The sequence below is a fragment of the Shinella zoogloeoides genome (genome assembly GCF_033705735.1).
In the GTDB taxonomy this organism is placed as follows: Bacteria; Pseudomonadota; Alphaproteobacteria; order Rhizobiales; family Rhizobiaceae; genus Shinella; species Shinella zoogloeoides_A.
In genome coordinates, this window is the sequence record NZ_CP131130.1 from 2720237 (window position 1) to 2735000 (window position 14764).

A 14764-nucleotide genomic window follows, 5' to 3' on the forward strand; every position below is an offset into this window, starting at 1 on the left:
TATTGATGCTGTTGCGCAGGCGCCCCTCATCCGGCCTGCCGGCCACCTTCTCCCCGTAAACGGGGCGAAGGGGATATGCCGCGCCGGTTTCCCCAACCAATGCCCGTTCGTGCGGCAAGTCCCCTCTCCCCGCTTGCGGGGAGAGGGTTAGGGTGAGGGGCCAACATGCACTGTGCTTTTTGCCGTGCCCTACTCCCCGTAGGGCACCCAGATATTCTTGACCTGCGTGGCGCGGCCGAGGAACTCCCTTCCCTCGCCCTGCCGGGCATCGAACCAGTCGCGCTGCGCCGTCTCGGCCCAGACCTGCTTGAGATTGCCGGCCGAGGCCTTCTCGATGGCGCCGGTCGTTGCGGCGTTGCCGAAGTACCAGATCCCGTCCACCTCCTCGTGCTTGGCGAGTTCCAGCGCCAGCGCATGGCGGTCGCCCGTCACGATGTTGACGACGCCGCCCGGCACGTCCGAGGTCTCCAGCACCTGGTAAAAGTCGGTCGCGGCGAGCGCCTGGCTGGCCGAGGGGATGACGACGACCCGGTTGCCGAGCGCGATGGCCGGCGCGAAGGTGGAGACGAAACCGAGCAGGCCCGGCTCCTCCGGGCAGACGATGCCCAGCGTGCCGACCGGCTCGTTCATGGCGAGCGCCACGCCGCGCATCGGCGGCTTGTGCACCGCGCCCTCGTATTTGTCGGCCCAGGCGCCATAGGCGAAGAGGCGCGAGACGCTGGCGGAAACTTCGCGCACCGTGTCCTGCCGGCGGCGGCCGGTCATGGCCGCGAGGCGTTCGGCGAATTCGCCGGCGCGGGCGTCGAGGTTTTCCGCGATGTAGTAGAGGATCTGCGCGCGGTTGTGCTCGCTCGCGGTGCCCCAGGATGCCGCCTTGCGCGCCGCTTCCACGGCGTTGCGGATGTCCTTGCGGTTGCCCTCGCCGACTTCCCCGACGAGCGCGCCGGAGGGCGAGACGACCGGGCGCGAATAGCCGCCGTCGGGCCGCGCCTGCTTGCCGCCGACATAGAATTTCGCCGTGCGGTCGACGAAAGCGGTGGAGAGCACGTCGCCGGTCGGCTGGGCGGACGGCTTCTCGGCGATGGGCTTGGCTTTCGCCAACCATTTCGGCCGGCTGTAGGCCGAAAGCCCTTCGCGGCCACCCTCACGGCCGAAGCCGGATTCCTTGTAGCCGCCGAAGCCGACGCCGGCATCGAACATGTTGGTGCCGTTGACCCAGACGACGCCGCATTTCAGCTTGGGCGCTATATCGAGGGCGAGCGACAGGGTCTCGCTCCAGACGGAGGCGGCAAGGCCGTATTCGGTGTTGTTGGCAAGCTCCACCGCCTCGGCGGGCGTGCGGAACGTGGTGGCGACCACGACCGGGCCGAAGATTTCGACGCGCGAGACGGTGGCGGCCGGATGCACGCCCGTCAGCAGCGTCGGCGGGTAGAAGCAGCCCTTGGCTGGCACGCCGGCCTTCGGCTGATGCAGGCTCGCGCCTTCCTTCACGCCCGTTTCGACGAGCGAGCGGATGCGCTCGAGCTGCACCGGATGGACGATGGCGCCGATATCGACGACCTTGTCGAGCGGATCGCCGACGCGCAGCGTTTCCATGCGGGCCTTCAGCCTGGCGATGAAGCGGTCATGGACGCTTTCCTGCACGAGGAGGCGGGAACCGGCGCAGCAGACCTCCCCCTGGTTGAACCAGATGGCGTCGACCACGCCTTCCACGGCCGCGTCGAGATCGGCGTCGTCGAAGACGATGAAGGGCGACTTGCCGCCGAGTTCCAGCGTCAGGCTCTTGCCGGTGCCGGCGGTCGCCTCGCGAATGCGGCGGCCGACTTCCGTCGAGCCGGTGAAGGCGATCTTGGCGATGCCCGGATGCTTGACGATCTCCTCGCCCGTCGCCCCATCGCCGGTGACGATGTTGACGACGCCTTCCGGCAGGCCGGCCTTCTGGCACATCTCGGCGAAGAGCAGCGCGGTGAGCGAGGTATATTCGGCCGGCTTCAGCACGACCGTGTTGCCGAGCGCGATGGCCGGCGCGATCTTCCAGGCGAGCATCAGCAGCGGGAAGTTCCACGGGATGATCTGGCCGCAGACGCCAAGCGCCTCGCGGTCGGCAAGCTCACCGTCCATGAGCTGCGCCCAGCCGGCATGATGGTAGAAGTGGCGGGCGACGAGCGGGATGTCGATGTCGCGCGTCTCGCGGATCGGCTTGCCGTTGTCGAGCGTCTCCACCACCGAGAAGAGGCGGCTGTGGCGCTGGATGAGGCGGGCGAGCGCATAGAGGTAGCGGGCGCGCTGGTGGCCGGCAAGCGCCGCCCATGCGGGCTGCGCCTTGGCGGCGGCCTTGACGGCGGCGTCGACATCGGCCGCACCCGCCTGCGCGATGCGCGTCAGCACCTCGCCGGAACCGGGCGCGATGGTCTCGAAGCTCTCGCCGGTCTTCGCCTTCTTCCAGGCGCCGCCGATGAAGAGTTTCGTCTCCCCGCCCAGGCCCTTGATCCAGGCGCGGGCTTCCTTGTCGCTTTCGGGGGCCGGGCCGTAGCTCATCGTCTCAAGAATCTCTGCAATGGACATCGTGTTCTCCCCAGAGCCTTTGCGCGTTCTCCGAACCGCGAAAACGCTCTGTTCCTTTGTTTTGCGCGCTTCCGAACGGAAAACCGGTATCCACTTTTCCTGGAAACGCTCCAGCCCGACTAGGCCATGGCGTGGTGGCTGAAGGCCGCGTAGCGACCGGTGACATAGTGCTCGAGCTGCCGCTCGATATCGGAAAGCAGCGAGGAGGCGCCGAAGCGGAAAAGGTTCGGCTGGAGCCAGTCGTTGCCGAGCTCCTCCTTCATCAGCGCGAGATAGGCCATCGCGTCCTTGGCGGTGGAGATGCCGCCGGCCGGCTTGTAGCCGACGACATGGCCGGTCATCTCCCGGTAGTCGCGGATGGCGCGCAGCATGATCAGCGTCACCGGCAGCGTGGCGTTGACGCCTTCCTTGCCCGTCGAGGTCTTGATGAAATCGGAACCCGCCATCATCGCCACCCAGGAAGCGCGCGAGACATTGCGCAGCGTCTGAAGGTCACCGGTGGCGAGGATGGTCTTCATATGCGCCGGGCCGCAGGCTTCCTTGCAGGCCTTCACCTCGTCGTAGAGCGCCTGCCAGTTGCCGCGCAGCACATGCTCGCGCGTGATGACGATATCGATCTCCTCCGCCCCGTCGGCGACCGAGGCCTCGATCTCCTTGAGCCGCGTTTCCATCGGCGACAGGCCGGCCGGGAAGCCGGTGGAGACGGCCGCAACCGGAATATCGCTGCCATCAAGCGCATCGACGGCGGTGGCGACGAAACGGTGGTAGACGCAGACCGCGCCCGTGGTGACGCGGCGATCCGCAAGGCCGAGGGCGGCCTGCAGGTCCTCGCGCAGCGGCTGGCGGGCCTTGGCGCAGAGACGGCGCACACGGCCCTCCGTGTCGTCGCCGTTCAGCGTCGTGAGGTCGATGCATTCGATGGCGCGCACCAGCCAGGCCGCCTGCCATTCCTTCTTGACCGTGCGGCGCCCGCCCAGCGAGGCCGTGCGGCGCTCGGCGGCCGACAGGTTGACTCGCACCGCCTCGATGGGATCCATGGAGAAGGCGACGCCGGGATTGGACGGATGCGGCCCGGAATTGCGGACCTTGGCGGCGGCGCGCACGGCCGGCGCCCCCCCGATGACAGCTTCACTCACATCCACCACGCAGCTCCCGGATTTGATATGAATGGCAGGATGCGCCATATCATTATGACATTTTGTAATGTTGTACGGACAACATAATCAAACTACATTCCGAGTGTCAATAGCTGGTGAATACAGCCTTTTCAGTTTGTGATGTCCGCTTGTCATGTCACGCTAACAACAGCAAAGTGCCTGCAACCGCCCCGCGAGGAAGAGAGATTCGCATGAGCATCGAACGCAATTCCCCCATCCCTCTCTATTTCCAGCTCGCCGAAACGCTGAGGGGCGCGATCGAATCCGGCGCCTATCCGCCTGGCAGCAAGCTGCCGACCGAAGGCGAGCTTTGCGAGACCTACGATGTTTCGCGCAGCGTCGTACGGCAAGCGCTGCAATCGCTCGCGCATGACAACCTGATCGAGACCGAGCGCGGCCGCGGCGCCTTCGTGCTGGAGCGCAAGGTGCCCATCGCCCTCGTCCAGCAGCTCGATCCGCTGCTCGAAAGCATGGCCAAGGCCGGCTTCAAGCTGACGACCCGGGTGCTGAAACAGGAGCGCATCCGTCCGCCCGCCCATGTGGCCGAAGAGATCGGCGAGAACGACGCCATCTTTCTGGAGCGCATGCGCTATGCCGACGGCGTGGTCTTCCTGGTCGTGCGCAACTACCTGCCCTATTCGCGCTTTCCCGAGCTGCTGCACTCGAACGAGCTGGAGAACGTCTCGCTCTACCAGTACCTCGCCAAGCGTTACAATGCCGTGGCGACCACCGGCAAGCGACAGGTGGAGCTCGCCCGCATCGACGAGGAAGCCATCGCCAGCCAGTTGCAGGTGGAGATGAACAGCTACGTCCTGTTCAACCGCGAAGTGACCTACGACCAGAACAAGCAGGTGCTCGAATATTACGAATCCTGGCACCATCCCGACCGCACGCGGCTGACCATCGACCTGCACCGGACCTATTGAGGACTGTCAGGCCTGCTTCAGGCCGCGATAGGTCGCGCGGAACAGGGCCAGAAGCTCGTCCAGCCCCTTGAAGGGCCGCGGCTCGACGGTCTCGCCGAGCTGATCGGGGAAGGGAATGTCCTCGACGCCCTGCCAATGGCCGGCGGCGATGCCGCCGAGATAGGCGGCGCCGATGGTCGCATTGCCGAGTTCGTGCGCCGGCACCAGCGGCATCTGCAGGATGTCCGCCAGCAATTGCCGCCAGCGCGGATCCGTGCTGCCGCCGCCGGTGAGCAGTATCCGGTCGGCGGAAACGCCGACGCCGCGCATGGCATCCCAGCTATCGCGGACGGCAAGGGCGACGCCCTCGAAGACCGAGCGGATGAGCTGGCCGCGCGTGCAGCCGAGGCGCATATAGGCCCAGGCCGCCGCCGCGTTCGGATCGAGCAGCGGCGCGCGCTCGCCAGCCGCATAGGGCAGGAAGACGATGCCGCCATTGCCCTCGTTCTCGTCGAAGCCGGCGCGGTACATTTCCGCCCAAGAGGCGCCGAGCACGGTGCGGGCCCATTCGAAGACCGTGCCGCCGTTTTGTAGCGCCGCCATGGAATAGAGGCTGCGGCCGATGCCGCGGTAGCTGTTGTAGAAGGGCTGGACGCGCGGCTCGATACTCTCGACCACCGACATGATCTGGATGCCCGAACCGACCTGGAGAATGGTGGAACCGGGCCTGGTCTGCCCCATGCCGAAGAGGCAGGAGGCGGTATCGGAAAGACCGGCGGCGACCGGCGTGCCGGCGGGAAGGCCGAGCTCCGCCGCCGCGGCAGTCGTCAGCCGGCCGGCGACCGACTGCGATTCCACGACGGGGGCGAGGACGGCTGGATCGAGCGACAGGGCGTTCAGGAAATCCGTCGCCCAGCGGTCGCCGTCGATCTCGTAGAGCAGCGTCATCGACGCGTCGGAGGGTTCCGTCGCAACCTCGCCGGTCAGCACCAGCCGCAGCCAGTCCTTCGGCGAGAGGATGCGGCGGATGGCGGCATAGGTGGCGGGCTCGTTGTGCCGAAGCCACAGCAGCGAAAGGCCGGCCATGCCGCTGACGACGGGATTGGCGAGCGGGCGGCGCACCGCCTCCGGCAAGGCGAGCACCGCGTCCATTTCCGCCGTGGCGCGCTGGTCGGCCCACAGGATGGCGGGGCGCAGGGGCTTTTCCGCGTCGTCGAGCACGACGAGCCCATGCGCTTGGCCCGACAGGCCGATGCCGCGCACCGCCGCGCCGCGCCCGGCGCAGCAGGCGCGCACGGCCGCGACCGTTCCGGCCCACCAGTCGGCCGGCGCGGTCTCGGCATGGCCCGGCACGGGCGAGGAAACGGCATAGGCCTGCGAGGCCTCCGCGACGGTCCTGCCGTCGTCATCGATCAGAAGTGCCTTGACCGAGCCGGTGCCGAGATCGATGCCGAGATACATGCCTGCCTGTCCCCATATGCGTCATGAAAAAGCAGCAGAGATGCTTTCCATCCCTGCTGCAACCGTTTTCTCAGGCCAGAAGCTGGGCGGCCTCGGAGACGACGCGCTCGGCCGTCAGGTTCATGGCGCGGTAGATTTCCGGGCCCGGGGCCGATTCCCCGAAGCGATCGACCCCGACCACCACGCCCGGCCCCTTGAGGAACTGGTACCAGTAGAGGGGCGAAGCCGCCTCGACGAAGACCGCCGGCGTGCCGAAGGAAAGCACGCTGTCCTGATAGGCGCGATCCTGCCGGGCGAAGAGGTTGCCGTTGGGAATGGAGACGACGCGGACCGCCCGGCCCTCGCCTTCCAGGACCTTCGCGGCCTCCAGAACGAGGCCGAGTTCCGAGCCCGTCGCGGCCAGCACGACATCCGGCTTGCCGGCGGCGTCCTTGAGGATATAGCCGCCCTTGCGGATGCCTTCGAGATCGCCCGCCTTGTGCGCGAACACGGCGCCGTCCTGCCGCGCGGCGACGATGACGCTCGGCCCCTCGCGCTTCATCGCGCTCTCCCAGGCGACGAGCGCTTCCAGCTCGCTGCCCGGCCGCCACAGCGACATGGTGGGGATGGCGCGCAGCGCCACGAGCTGCTCGCAGGGCTGGTGCGTCGGCCCGTCCTCGCCGACCCCGATGGAATCGTGCGTGTAGAGGAAGACCGCCTTGAGTCCCATCAGGGCGGAAAGGCGCACCGCGTTGCGGCTGTAGTCGCTGAAGACGAGGTAGCAGGCGCCATAGGGAATGAGCCCGCCATGGGCCGCCATGCCGTTCATCATCGCCGACATGCCGAATTCCCGCACGCCGTAATGCACGAAATTGCCGGAGAAATCCTCAGGCGTGATCGAGCGGGCCTCGCCGGTCCAGGCGAGCGTCGAGAGGGAAACGTCGGCCGAGCCGCCGATCACCTCCGGCAGGCCCTTCAGGAGATTGCCGAGCACGCGGTTGGACGCCTTGCGCACCGGCTGCTTGACCGGCTCGCCACCGAGGATGCGCTCGACTTCGGCAGAAACGGCCGTGTCGAAACCCTCCGGCAGGCGGCCGGCGGTGCGGCGCTCCAGCTCGGCGGCCAGCGCCGGATGCTGCGCCCTGTAGGCCGCGAACAGCGCGTTCCACTCGGCTTCCGCCTTTTCCCCGCGCGGGCGGGCATCCCAGGCCTGCATGATGGCATCCGGCACGACGAAGGCCTCGTGCGGCCAGCCGAGATGCTCGCGGGTCAGGGTGACCTCGTCCACGCCGAGCGGCGCGCCGTGCACCTCTTCCTTGCCCTGCTTGTTCGGCGAGCCGTAGCCGATGATCGTCTTGCAGCAGATCATCGTCGGCTTGTCCGGCGAGCGGCGAGCGGCGGTGAAGGCGGCGGCGATGGCGTCGAAGTCGTGGCCGTCGACATCGGCGATGACGTTCCAGCCGAGCGCGCGGAAGCGGGCCGGCGTGTCGTCGGCGAACCAGCCGGGCGTTTCGCCGTCGATGGAAATCTTGTTGTCATCATAGACGGCAATGAGCTTGTTCAGCTTCAGCGTGCCGGCGAGCGAAGCCGCCTCCTGCGCCACGCCTTCCATCAGGCATCCGTCACCGACGAAGACATAGGTGAAGTGATCGACGACGGGAAAGCCCTCGCGGTTGAACTCCTGCGCAAGCTTCCGTTCGGCAAGCGCCATGCCGACGGCATTGGCGAAGCCCTGCCCGAGCGGGCCGGTCGTCGTCTCGACGCCCGCGGTGATGCCGTATTCCGGGTGCCCCGGGGTCTTGGAATGCAGCTTGCGGTGATCCTTGAGGTCCTGCACCGTCAGCCCATAGCCGGAAAGGTGCAGCAGCGAATAGGTCAGCATGGAGCCGTGGCCGTTCGACTGCACGAAGCGGTCACGGTTGAGCCATTTCGGGTTCGCGGGGTTGTGCCGAAGGAAATCGTTCCACAGAACCTCGGCGATATCGGCCATGCCCATGGCCGTGCCGGGATGGCCGGAATTGGCTTTTTGCACGACATCGACGGTCAGGAAACGAATGGCGTTCGCCAGGTCGCGGCGGTCAGACATAGGGGTGCCTCCAGATATGCTTTTCGCATCCTATAATGTTATACGTACAACATGACAAGATGCTTTGATTGAGGAAATGACCTCCGCCGCCCGAAAGCGCAAAGGCCGCAAGGGACCCGGCGCCCCGCCGAAGCCCGCACTTGAAAAGGGAAGCCGGTGAGGCTGGCTTCAGGCCTGAACGGGCTCGGGCTCCAGCCGCTTCGCCCCCGTCATGATGGCGACGGCGTCGGACATCGAGATCGACTTCGGATCGACGACACAGGCCCGCGAGCCGAGGCGGTGGATATGGATCCGGTCCGCGATCTCGAAGACATGCGGCATGTTGTGGCTGATCAGCACGATCGAGATGCCCTTGCGCCGCACGTCGGCGATGAGGTCGAGCACCTTGCGCGATTCCTTCACGCCGAGGGCTGCGGTCGGCTCGTCCATGAAGATCACCCGGCTGCTGAAGGCCGCGGCCCGCGCGATGGCGATGCCCTGGCGCTGGCCGCCCGAAAGCGTCTCCACCCGCTGGTTGATGTCCTGGATCGTCGCCAGCCCCAGCCCCGACAGGGCCGCCCGCGCCTCGCGGCGCATGGTGCGCATGTCGAGGTTCTGGAAGATCCGGCCGAACATGCCCTTCGTGCGGCGCTCGCGCCCGAGGAACATGTTGTCGGCGATCGTCATGGAGGGCGCCAGCGCCAGCGACTGGAACACCGTCTCGATGCCGGCCCGCCGCGCATCGAGCGGCGAGCGGAAGGAGACCGGCTCGCCGGCAAGGGAGATCTCGCCGGCCTCCGGGGTGATCGCGCCGCACAGCGCCTTGATCAGCGTCGACTTGCCGGCCCCGTTGTCGCCGATGACGGCAAGCACTTCCCCCGGCATCAGATCGAAATCGGCATGATCGAGGGCGACGATGCGCCCGTAGCGCTTGACCAGCCCGCGCGCCTTGAGAATGGGTTCCACGCTCATGCCGACACCTTTCTCAGCCAGTTGTCGAGCGCCACGGCCGAGAGGATGAGCAGGCCGATGGATGCCTCCTGCCAGACCGCATCCGCACCGGCGAGCGCGATGCCGTTGCGGAAGGTGCAGACGATGAGCGCGCCAAACAGGGTGCCGATGATCGAGCCGCGCCCGCCGAAGAGGCTGGTGCCGCCGATCACAACCGCGGTGATGGAATCGAGGTTGACGGTCGCGCCGGACAGCGAGCTGACCGAGCCCGTGCGGCCGATCAGCACCCAGCCCGCAAGCGCGCAGATGATGCCGGCCAGCACATAGACCGCCGTCAGCGTACGGCGGATGTTGATGCCGGCAAGCTGCGCGGCCTCCGCGTCGTCGCCGATGGCATAGACGTGCTTGCCGAAGGGCGTGCGGTTCAGCACATACCAGGTCACCGCCACGAGCAGCAGCAGGAGGATCGAGCCATAGGTGAGCGTCGCCCCGAAGAAGGAGAAGGATTGCCCCGTCCACTGGAGGAACGGCGCGGCATCGGCGATCTCCTGCGAGCGGATGGTCTCGCTGCGCGAATAGCCGATATTGATCGCCCCGAAGACGCTCCAGGTGCCGAGCGTGGTGATGAAGGGCGGCAGCTTGAAGCGGCAGATCAGGACGCCGTTGGCAAAGCCGCAGGCCGCGCCCGCCGCAAGGCCGGCGAGGAAGGCGAGCTCGACGGGCACGCCCGACAGAACCGCGAGCCGCCCCATGACCAGCGACGCCATGATCATGATCGCGCCGACGGAAAGGTCGATGCCGGCCGTCAGGATGATCAGCGTCTGCGCCGTGCCGACGATACCGATGATCGTCGCCTGCTGCAGGATCAGGGAGAAGTTGAACGGATGCAGGAAGCGCGATCCGACGATGAGGCTGAAGAGAAGGCAGCTCAGGATGAGGATCGCGGCCGGGACGACCGTGAAGTTGTTGTGCAGAAAGCGGTGCAGTGTGCGGCCCACCGACGACCGCTGGTCCTCGAATGCGGCCTCGGCCGTCGAGAGTGCCTGATTGTCCGACGACATGGAGCAAGCCCTTTTTCGTTATGGAAGGGCGGCGCGGCCTTGGCCGCGCCGGTCCGGATCATCAGCCCCAGCAGAGCTTGAGGGCTTCTTCCGACGTAATGGAATCGATGCCGGGAACGGGCTTGTCCGTCACGAGCTTGACGCCGGTATTGTAGAAGTCGAGGCCCTCGCTGTTGGTGGGCTTGGCGCCGGTCTTGACGTAGTTGACGATCGCCTCGACGCCCATCGTTGCCATCAGCAGCGGATATTGCTGCGAGGTGGCGCCGATGACGCCGGCCGCGACATTCTTCACACCCGGGCAACCGCCATCGACGGAGACGATCAACACGTCCTTCTCGCGCTTGACCGCCTTCAGCGCTTCATAGGCGCCGGCCGCCGTCGGCTCGTTGATCGTGTAGACGAGGTTGATTTCCGGCTCGCGCTGAAGAAGCTGCTCCATGCCGGTGCGGCCGCCGTCCTCGGCGCCCGCGCCCCACTGGTGGCCGACGATGCGCGGATCGTCTTCCTCGCCGTAGCGGTTCGGTTCCTTGATGTCGATGCCGAAGCCCTTCATGAAGCCCTGGTCGCGCTGCCAGTCGACGGTCGGCTGGTTCTCGACCGCGTCGATGAAGGCGATCTTGGCGTCCTTCGCCTTGTCGCCCATCGTGGCCGCGGCCCACTTGCCGATCAGCTCGCCGGCCAGCTTGTTGTCCGTCTCGAAGGTCGCGTCGGCCGCCGTGATCGGGTCGGTCTCGGTATCGAGCGCGACAACGAAGATGCCGGCCTTGCGCGCCTTCTCGAGCGTCGAGACGATGCCCTTCGGATCGCTCGGCGTGATCATGATGCCCTTGGCGCCCGCCGAAATCAGCGTCTCGATGGCGGCGACCTGGGAATCGCTGTCGCCGTCGATCTTGCCGGCGAAGCTTTGCAGCTCGACGCCGAGCTCCTTCGCCTTCATCTCGGCGCCTTCCTTCATCTTGGCATAGAAGGGATTGCCGTTCGTCTTGGTGACGAGACCGATGAGAATCTTGTCTTCAGCGCCGGCCGACGCCGAGAGAGCGAATGTCAGGGCAGCCGCCCCGAACAGGACCTTCTTGAAATTCAGCACGATTTTCCTCCGTTTACGTGACACGCCAATGCCGAAGGCGGGCAAGCTCCCAACCCGACGCCACCGCTATCCTCCACAGAAACGCACAGCGTCACTCAACATTGTAATGTTGTACGTACAACACTTCATTATAATACGTCAATGACCTTCTGAGGCGTTGGCATCGTATCTACGGCTCGTTTGACGCGCCGGGCGCTCAGACACCACGCCGTTCATTACACAGGAGGCCATCCGGAATAAGTTTAGGCATTACTTAAATCCTGAAGAGGCGGGGAAGCGGCCAGAGGACGGCCAATGTCTGCTGCAGTCAAGGGCAACTAAGTCGGCGACTTCATCGGCCCGCCTCTTCTGCTCCACCCCAACCTCGCCAGATATTGCCACAAGGAGATCACTTCACACCCGGCTTGGTCATGAGGAGACGTGCGGCCAGGCGGTACAAATGCTGAGGATCCTTGAAACGGAGCAGGAACGCCAAAAGCCCCGAGACATTTCTGTCATCGGGGCTTTTGATTTGGTTGCGGGGGCAGGATTTGAACCTGCGGCCTTCAGGTTATGAGCCTGACGAGCTACCGGGCTGCTCCACCCCGCGTTATGTTTTTGCATGCAAAAGGGCCGCTTTGAGGGCGGCCCGATTTCGGCTTGGGCCGAGGATTGTTTTGAGAAGATTTGATTGCCTTTAGCAGACCTGGCAGCGACCTACTCTCCCGCGTCTTAAGACGAAGTACCATTGGCGCTGGGGCGTTTCACGGCCGTGTTCGGAATGGGAACGGGTGCAGCCACCCCGCCATAACCACCAGGTCGGCTAAGGGCAATCTTTTGAGAAGCTGGTAGAAGGCTTAGCCTTCGTTTGTCTTATTTTTGTGAACACGTCTGGCTTCATCGCCCTTTTTAAAGGGCCGATGAGCATGAACAATGAGAACGATCAAGCCAATCGAGCTATTAGTACCGGTAAGCTTCACACATTGCTGCGCTTCCACACCCGGCCTATCAACGTGGTCGTCTTCCACGGCTCTCAAGGGAATACTCGTTTTCAGGTTGGTTTCCCGCTTAGATGCCTTCAGCGGTTATCCATTCCATATATAGCTACCCTGCTATGCCCTTGGCAGGACAACAGGTCCACCAGAGATATGTCCATCCCGGTCCTCTCGTACTAGGGACAGATCCTGTCAATATTCCTACACCCACGGCAGATAGGGACCGAACTGTCTCACGACGTTCTGAACCCAGCTCACGTACCGCTTTAATTGGCGAACAGCCAAACCCTTGGGACCTGCTCCAGCCCCAGGATGCGATGAGCCGACATCGAGGTGCCAAACAACCCCGTCGATATGGACTCTTGGGGGTCATCAGCCTGTTATCCCCGGCGTACCTTTTATCCGTTGAGCGATGGCCCTTCCACGCGGGACCACCGGATCACTATGACCGACTTTCGTCTCTGCTCGACTTGTCAGTCTCGCAGTCAGGCGGGCTTATGCCATTGCACTCGACGACCGATTTCCGACCGGTCTGAGCCCACCATCGCGCGCCTCCGTTACTCTTTCGGAGGCGACCGCCCCAGTCAAACTACCCACCATACACGGTCCCGGATCCGGATAACGGACCGCGGTTAGACATCCATGACGATAAGGGTGGTATTTCAAGGATGGCTCCACAGAAACTGGCGTCCCTGCTTCAAAGCCTACCACCTATCCTACACATGCCGACACGAATGCCAGTGTAAAGCTATAGTAAAGGTGCACGGGGTCTTTCCGTCTAACCGCAGGAACCCCGCATCTTCACGGGGAATTCAATTTCACTGAGTCTCTGCTGGAGACAGCGGGGAAGTCGTTACGCCATTCGTGCAGGTCGGAACTTACCCGACAAGGAATTTCGCTACCTTAGGACCGTTATAGTTACGGCCGCCGTTTACTGGGGCTTCGATTCAAAGCTTGCACCTCTCCTCTTAACCTTCCAGCACCGGGCAGGCGTCAGACCCTATACGTCGTCTTGCGACTTCGCAGAGCCCTGTGTTTTTGATAAACAGTCGCTACCCCCTGGTCTGTGCCACCCTTCTACGGTTGCCCGCAAAAGGGTCACGCTTCTTCCGAAGTTACGCGTGCAATTTGCCGAGTTCCTTCAGCAGAGTTCTCTCAAGCGCCTTGGTATTCTCTACCTGACCACCTGTGTCGGTTTCGGGTACGGTCTATACGGTGGAGCTATTTCCTGGAACCGCTTCCCTGCACACCCAATCCAATAAGAATGTACAAGTTACGCAATCCGTCACTACCACCAGGCCCACGAATATTAACGTGGTTCCCATCGACTACGCGTGTCCGCCTCGTCTTAGGGGCCGGCTAACCCTGCTCAGATTAACTTTAAGCAGGAACCCTTGGTCTTTCGGCGAGGGAGTCTCTCACTCCCTTTATCGTTACTCATGTCAACATTCGCACTTCCGATACCTCCAGAGGCCCTCACGGGTCCTCCTTCGCAGGCTTACGGAACGCTCCGCTACCACTGGACTTGCGTCCAATCCTCAGCTTCGGTGCATGGCTTTAGCCCCGTTACATTTTCGGCGCAAAACCCCTTAATTAGACCAGTGAGCTGTTACGCTTTCTTTAAATGATGGCTGCTTCTAAGCCAACATCCTGGTTGTTTTGGGAGTCTCACATCCTTTCCCACTTAGCCATGACTTGGGGACCTTAGCTGGAGGTCAGGGTTGTTGCCCTTTTCACGACGGACGTTAGCACCCGCCGTGTGTCTGCCGACTAGTACTCCTCGGTATTCGGAGTTTGGTTAGGATCAGTAAGACGGTGAGTCCCCATAGCCCATCCAGTGCTCTACCCCCGAGGGTATTCGGTCGACGCTCTACCTAAATAGATTTCGCGGAGAACCAGCTATCTCCGAGTTTGATTGGCCTTTCACCCCTAGCCACAAGTCATCCCAATCTATTGCAACAGATGCGGGTTCGGTCCTCCAGTTGGTGTTACCCAACCTTCAACCTGCTCATGGCTAGATCACTCGGTTTCGGGTCTAATGCGTCGAACTGAACGCCCTGTTCAGACTCGCTTTCGCTGCGCCTACACCTACCGGCTTAAGCTTGCTCGACACACTAAGTCGTTGACCCATTATACAAAAGGTACGCCGTCAGCCTTGCGGCCTCCGACTGCTTGTAGGCAACCGGTTTCAGGTTCTATTTCACTCCCCTTGTCGGGGTGCTTTTCACCTTTCCCTCACGGTACTTGTTCGCTATCGGTCATGCACGAGTACTTAGGCTTGGAGAGTGGTCTCCCCATGTTCAGACAGGATTTCACGTGTCCCGCCCTACTCAAGGACAATGCCTGTTCTACGTGTACGGGGCTATCACCCGCTAAGGCCGGACTTTCCATTCCGTTCCACTTTATTCAGCATTGCCACTGGCCTGGTCCGCGTTCGCTCGCCACTACTTGCGGAGTCTCGGTTGATGTCCTTTCCTGCAGGTACTTAGATGTTTCAGTTCCCTGCGTTCGCTTCTTACCCCTATGTATTCGAAAGTAAGATACCTTATTTCAATGCTT

At 63.6% G+C, this 14764-nt stretch carries 8 protein-coding genes, 1 tRNA gene and 2 rRNA genes (1 of these 11 only partly in view); 1 reads left to right on the forward strand and 10 read right to left on the reverse strand.

Translation table 11 applies throughout. The features are described 5' to 3' along the window. Positions 1–189: 189 nt before the first annotated feature. Both ShzoTeo12_RS13500 and deoC read right to left on the reverse strand, forming a co-directional pair. The gene (locus ShzoTeo12_RS13500; protein ID WP_318910067.1) at positions 190–2565 is read right to left on the reverse strand and encodes an aldehyde dehydrogenase family protein; all 2376 of its coding nucleotides are present in this window, start codon (positions 2563–2565) and stop codon (positions 190–192) included. Between the two features lie 119 nt (positions 2566–2684). Continuing rightward, positions 2685–3602, reverse strand: a complete 918-nt coding sequence (gene deoC / locus ShzoTeo12_RS13505; protein WP_318912456.1) for a deoxyribose-phosphate aldolase — start codon at positions 3600–3602, stop codon at positions 2685–2687. A gap of 311 nt (positions 3603–3913) precedes the next feature. Here deoC and ShzoTeo12_RS13510 point away from each other — a divergent pair, with 311 nt between their 5' ends. After that, positions 3914–4648 (forward strand): GntR family transcriptional regulator, encoded by a 735-nt coding sequence (locus ShzoTeo12_RS13510; RefSeq protein ID WP_318910068.1) that lies wholly within the window; start codon positions 3914–3916, stop codon positions 4646–4648. A gap of 6 nt (positions 4649–4654) precedes the next feature. Here ShzoTeo12_RS13510 and ShzoTeo12_RS13515 read toward each other — a convergent pair whose 3' ends face one another. The 8 genes from ShzoTeo12_RS13515 to ShzoTeo12_RS13550 form a co-directional block, all read right to left on the reverse strand. Further along, positions 4655–6088 carry a xylulokinase gene (locus ShzoTeo12_RS13515; protein WP_318910069.1) on the reverse strand — a complete coding sequence of 478 codons (1434 nt, stop codon included), beginning with the start codon at positions 6086–6088 and terminating at the stop codon, positions 4655–4657. A gap of 70 nt (positions 6089–6158) precedes the next feature. Beyond that, positions 6159–8153, reverse strand: a complete 1995-nt coding sequence (gene tkt / locus ShzoTeo12_RS13520) for a transketolase (protein ID WP_318910070.1) — start codon at positions 8151–8153, stop codon at positions 6159–6161. A 168-nt stretch (positions 8154–8321) separates the two neighbouring features. Beyond that, positions 8322–9104: an ATP-binding cassette domain-containing protein gene (locus ShzoTeo12_RS13525; protein ID WP_318910071.1), complete on the reverse strand. Its 783-nt coding sequence runs from the start codon at positions 9102–9104 to the stop codon at positions 8322–8324. Next, positions 9101–10144 (reverse strand): ABC transporter permease, encoded by a 1044-nt coding sequence (locus ShzoTeo12_RS13530; RefSeq protein WP_318910072.1) that lies wholly within the window; start codon positions 10142–10144, stop codon positions 9101–9103. Before ShzoTeo12_RS13530 ends, ShzoTeo12_RS13525 begins: the two co-directional genes overlap by 4 nt. A gap of 61 nt (positions 10145–10205) precedes the next feature. Then, entirely contained in the window at positions 10206–11231 is a 1026-nt protein-coding gene (locus tag ShzoTeo12_RS13535) for a substrate-binding domain-containing protein (RefSeq protein WP_119256413.1), read from the reverse strand. A 512-nt stretch (positions 11232–11743) separates the two neighbouring features. Further along, positions 11744–11820 (reverse strand) — tRNA-Met (locus ShzoTeo12_RS13540). A gap of 94 nt (positions 11821–11914) precedes the next feature. After that, a 5S ribosomal RNA gene (gene rrf / locus ShzoTeo12_RS13545) occupies positions 11915–12029 on the reverse strand. Positions 12030–12149: 120 nt separating this feature from the next. Beyond that, positions 12150–14764 (reverse strand): 23S ribosomal RNA (locus tag ShzoTeo12_RS13550) (it continues 182 nt past the right edge of the window).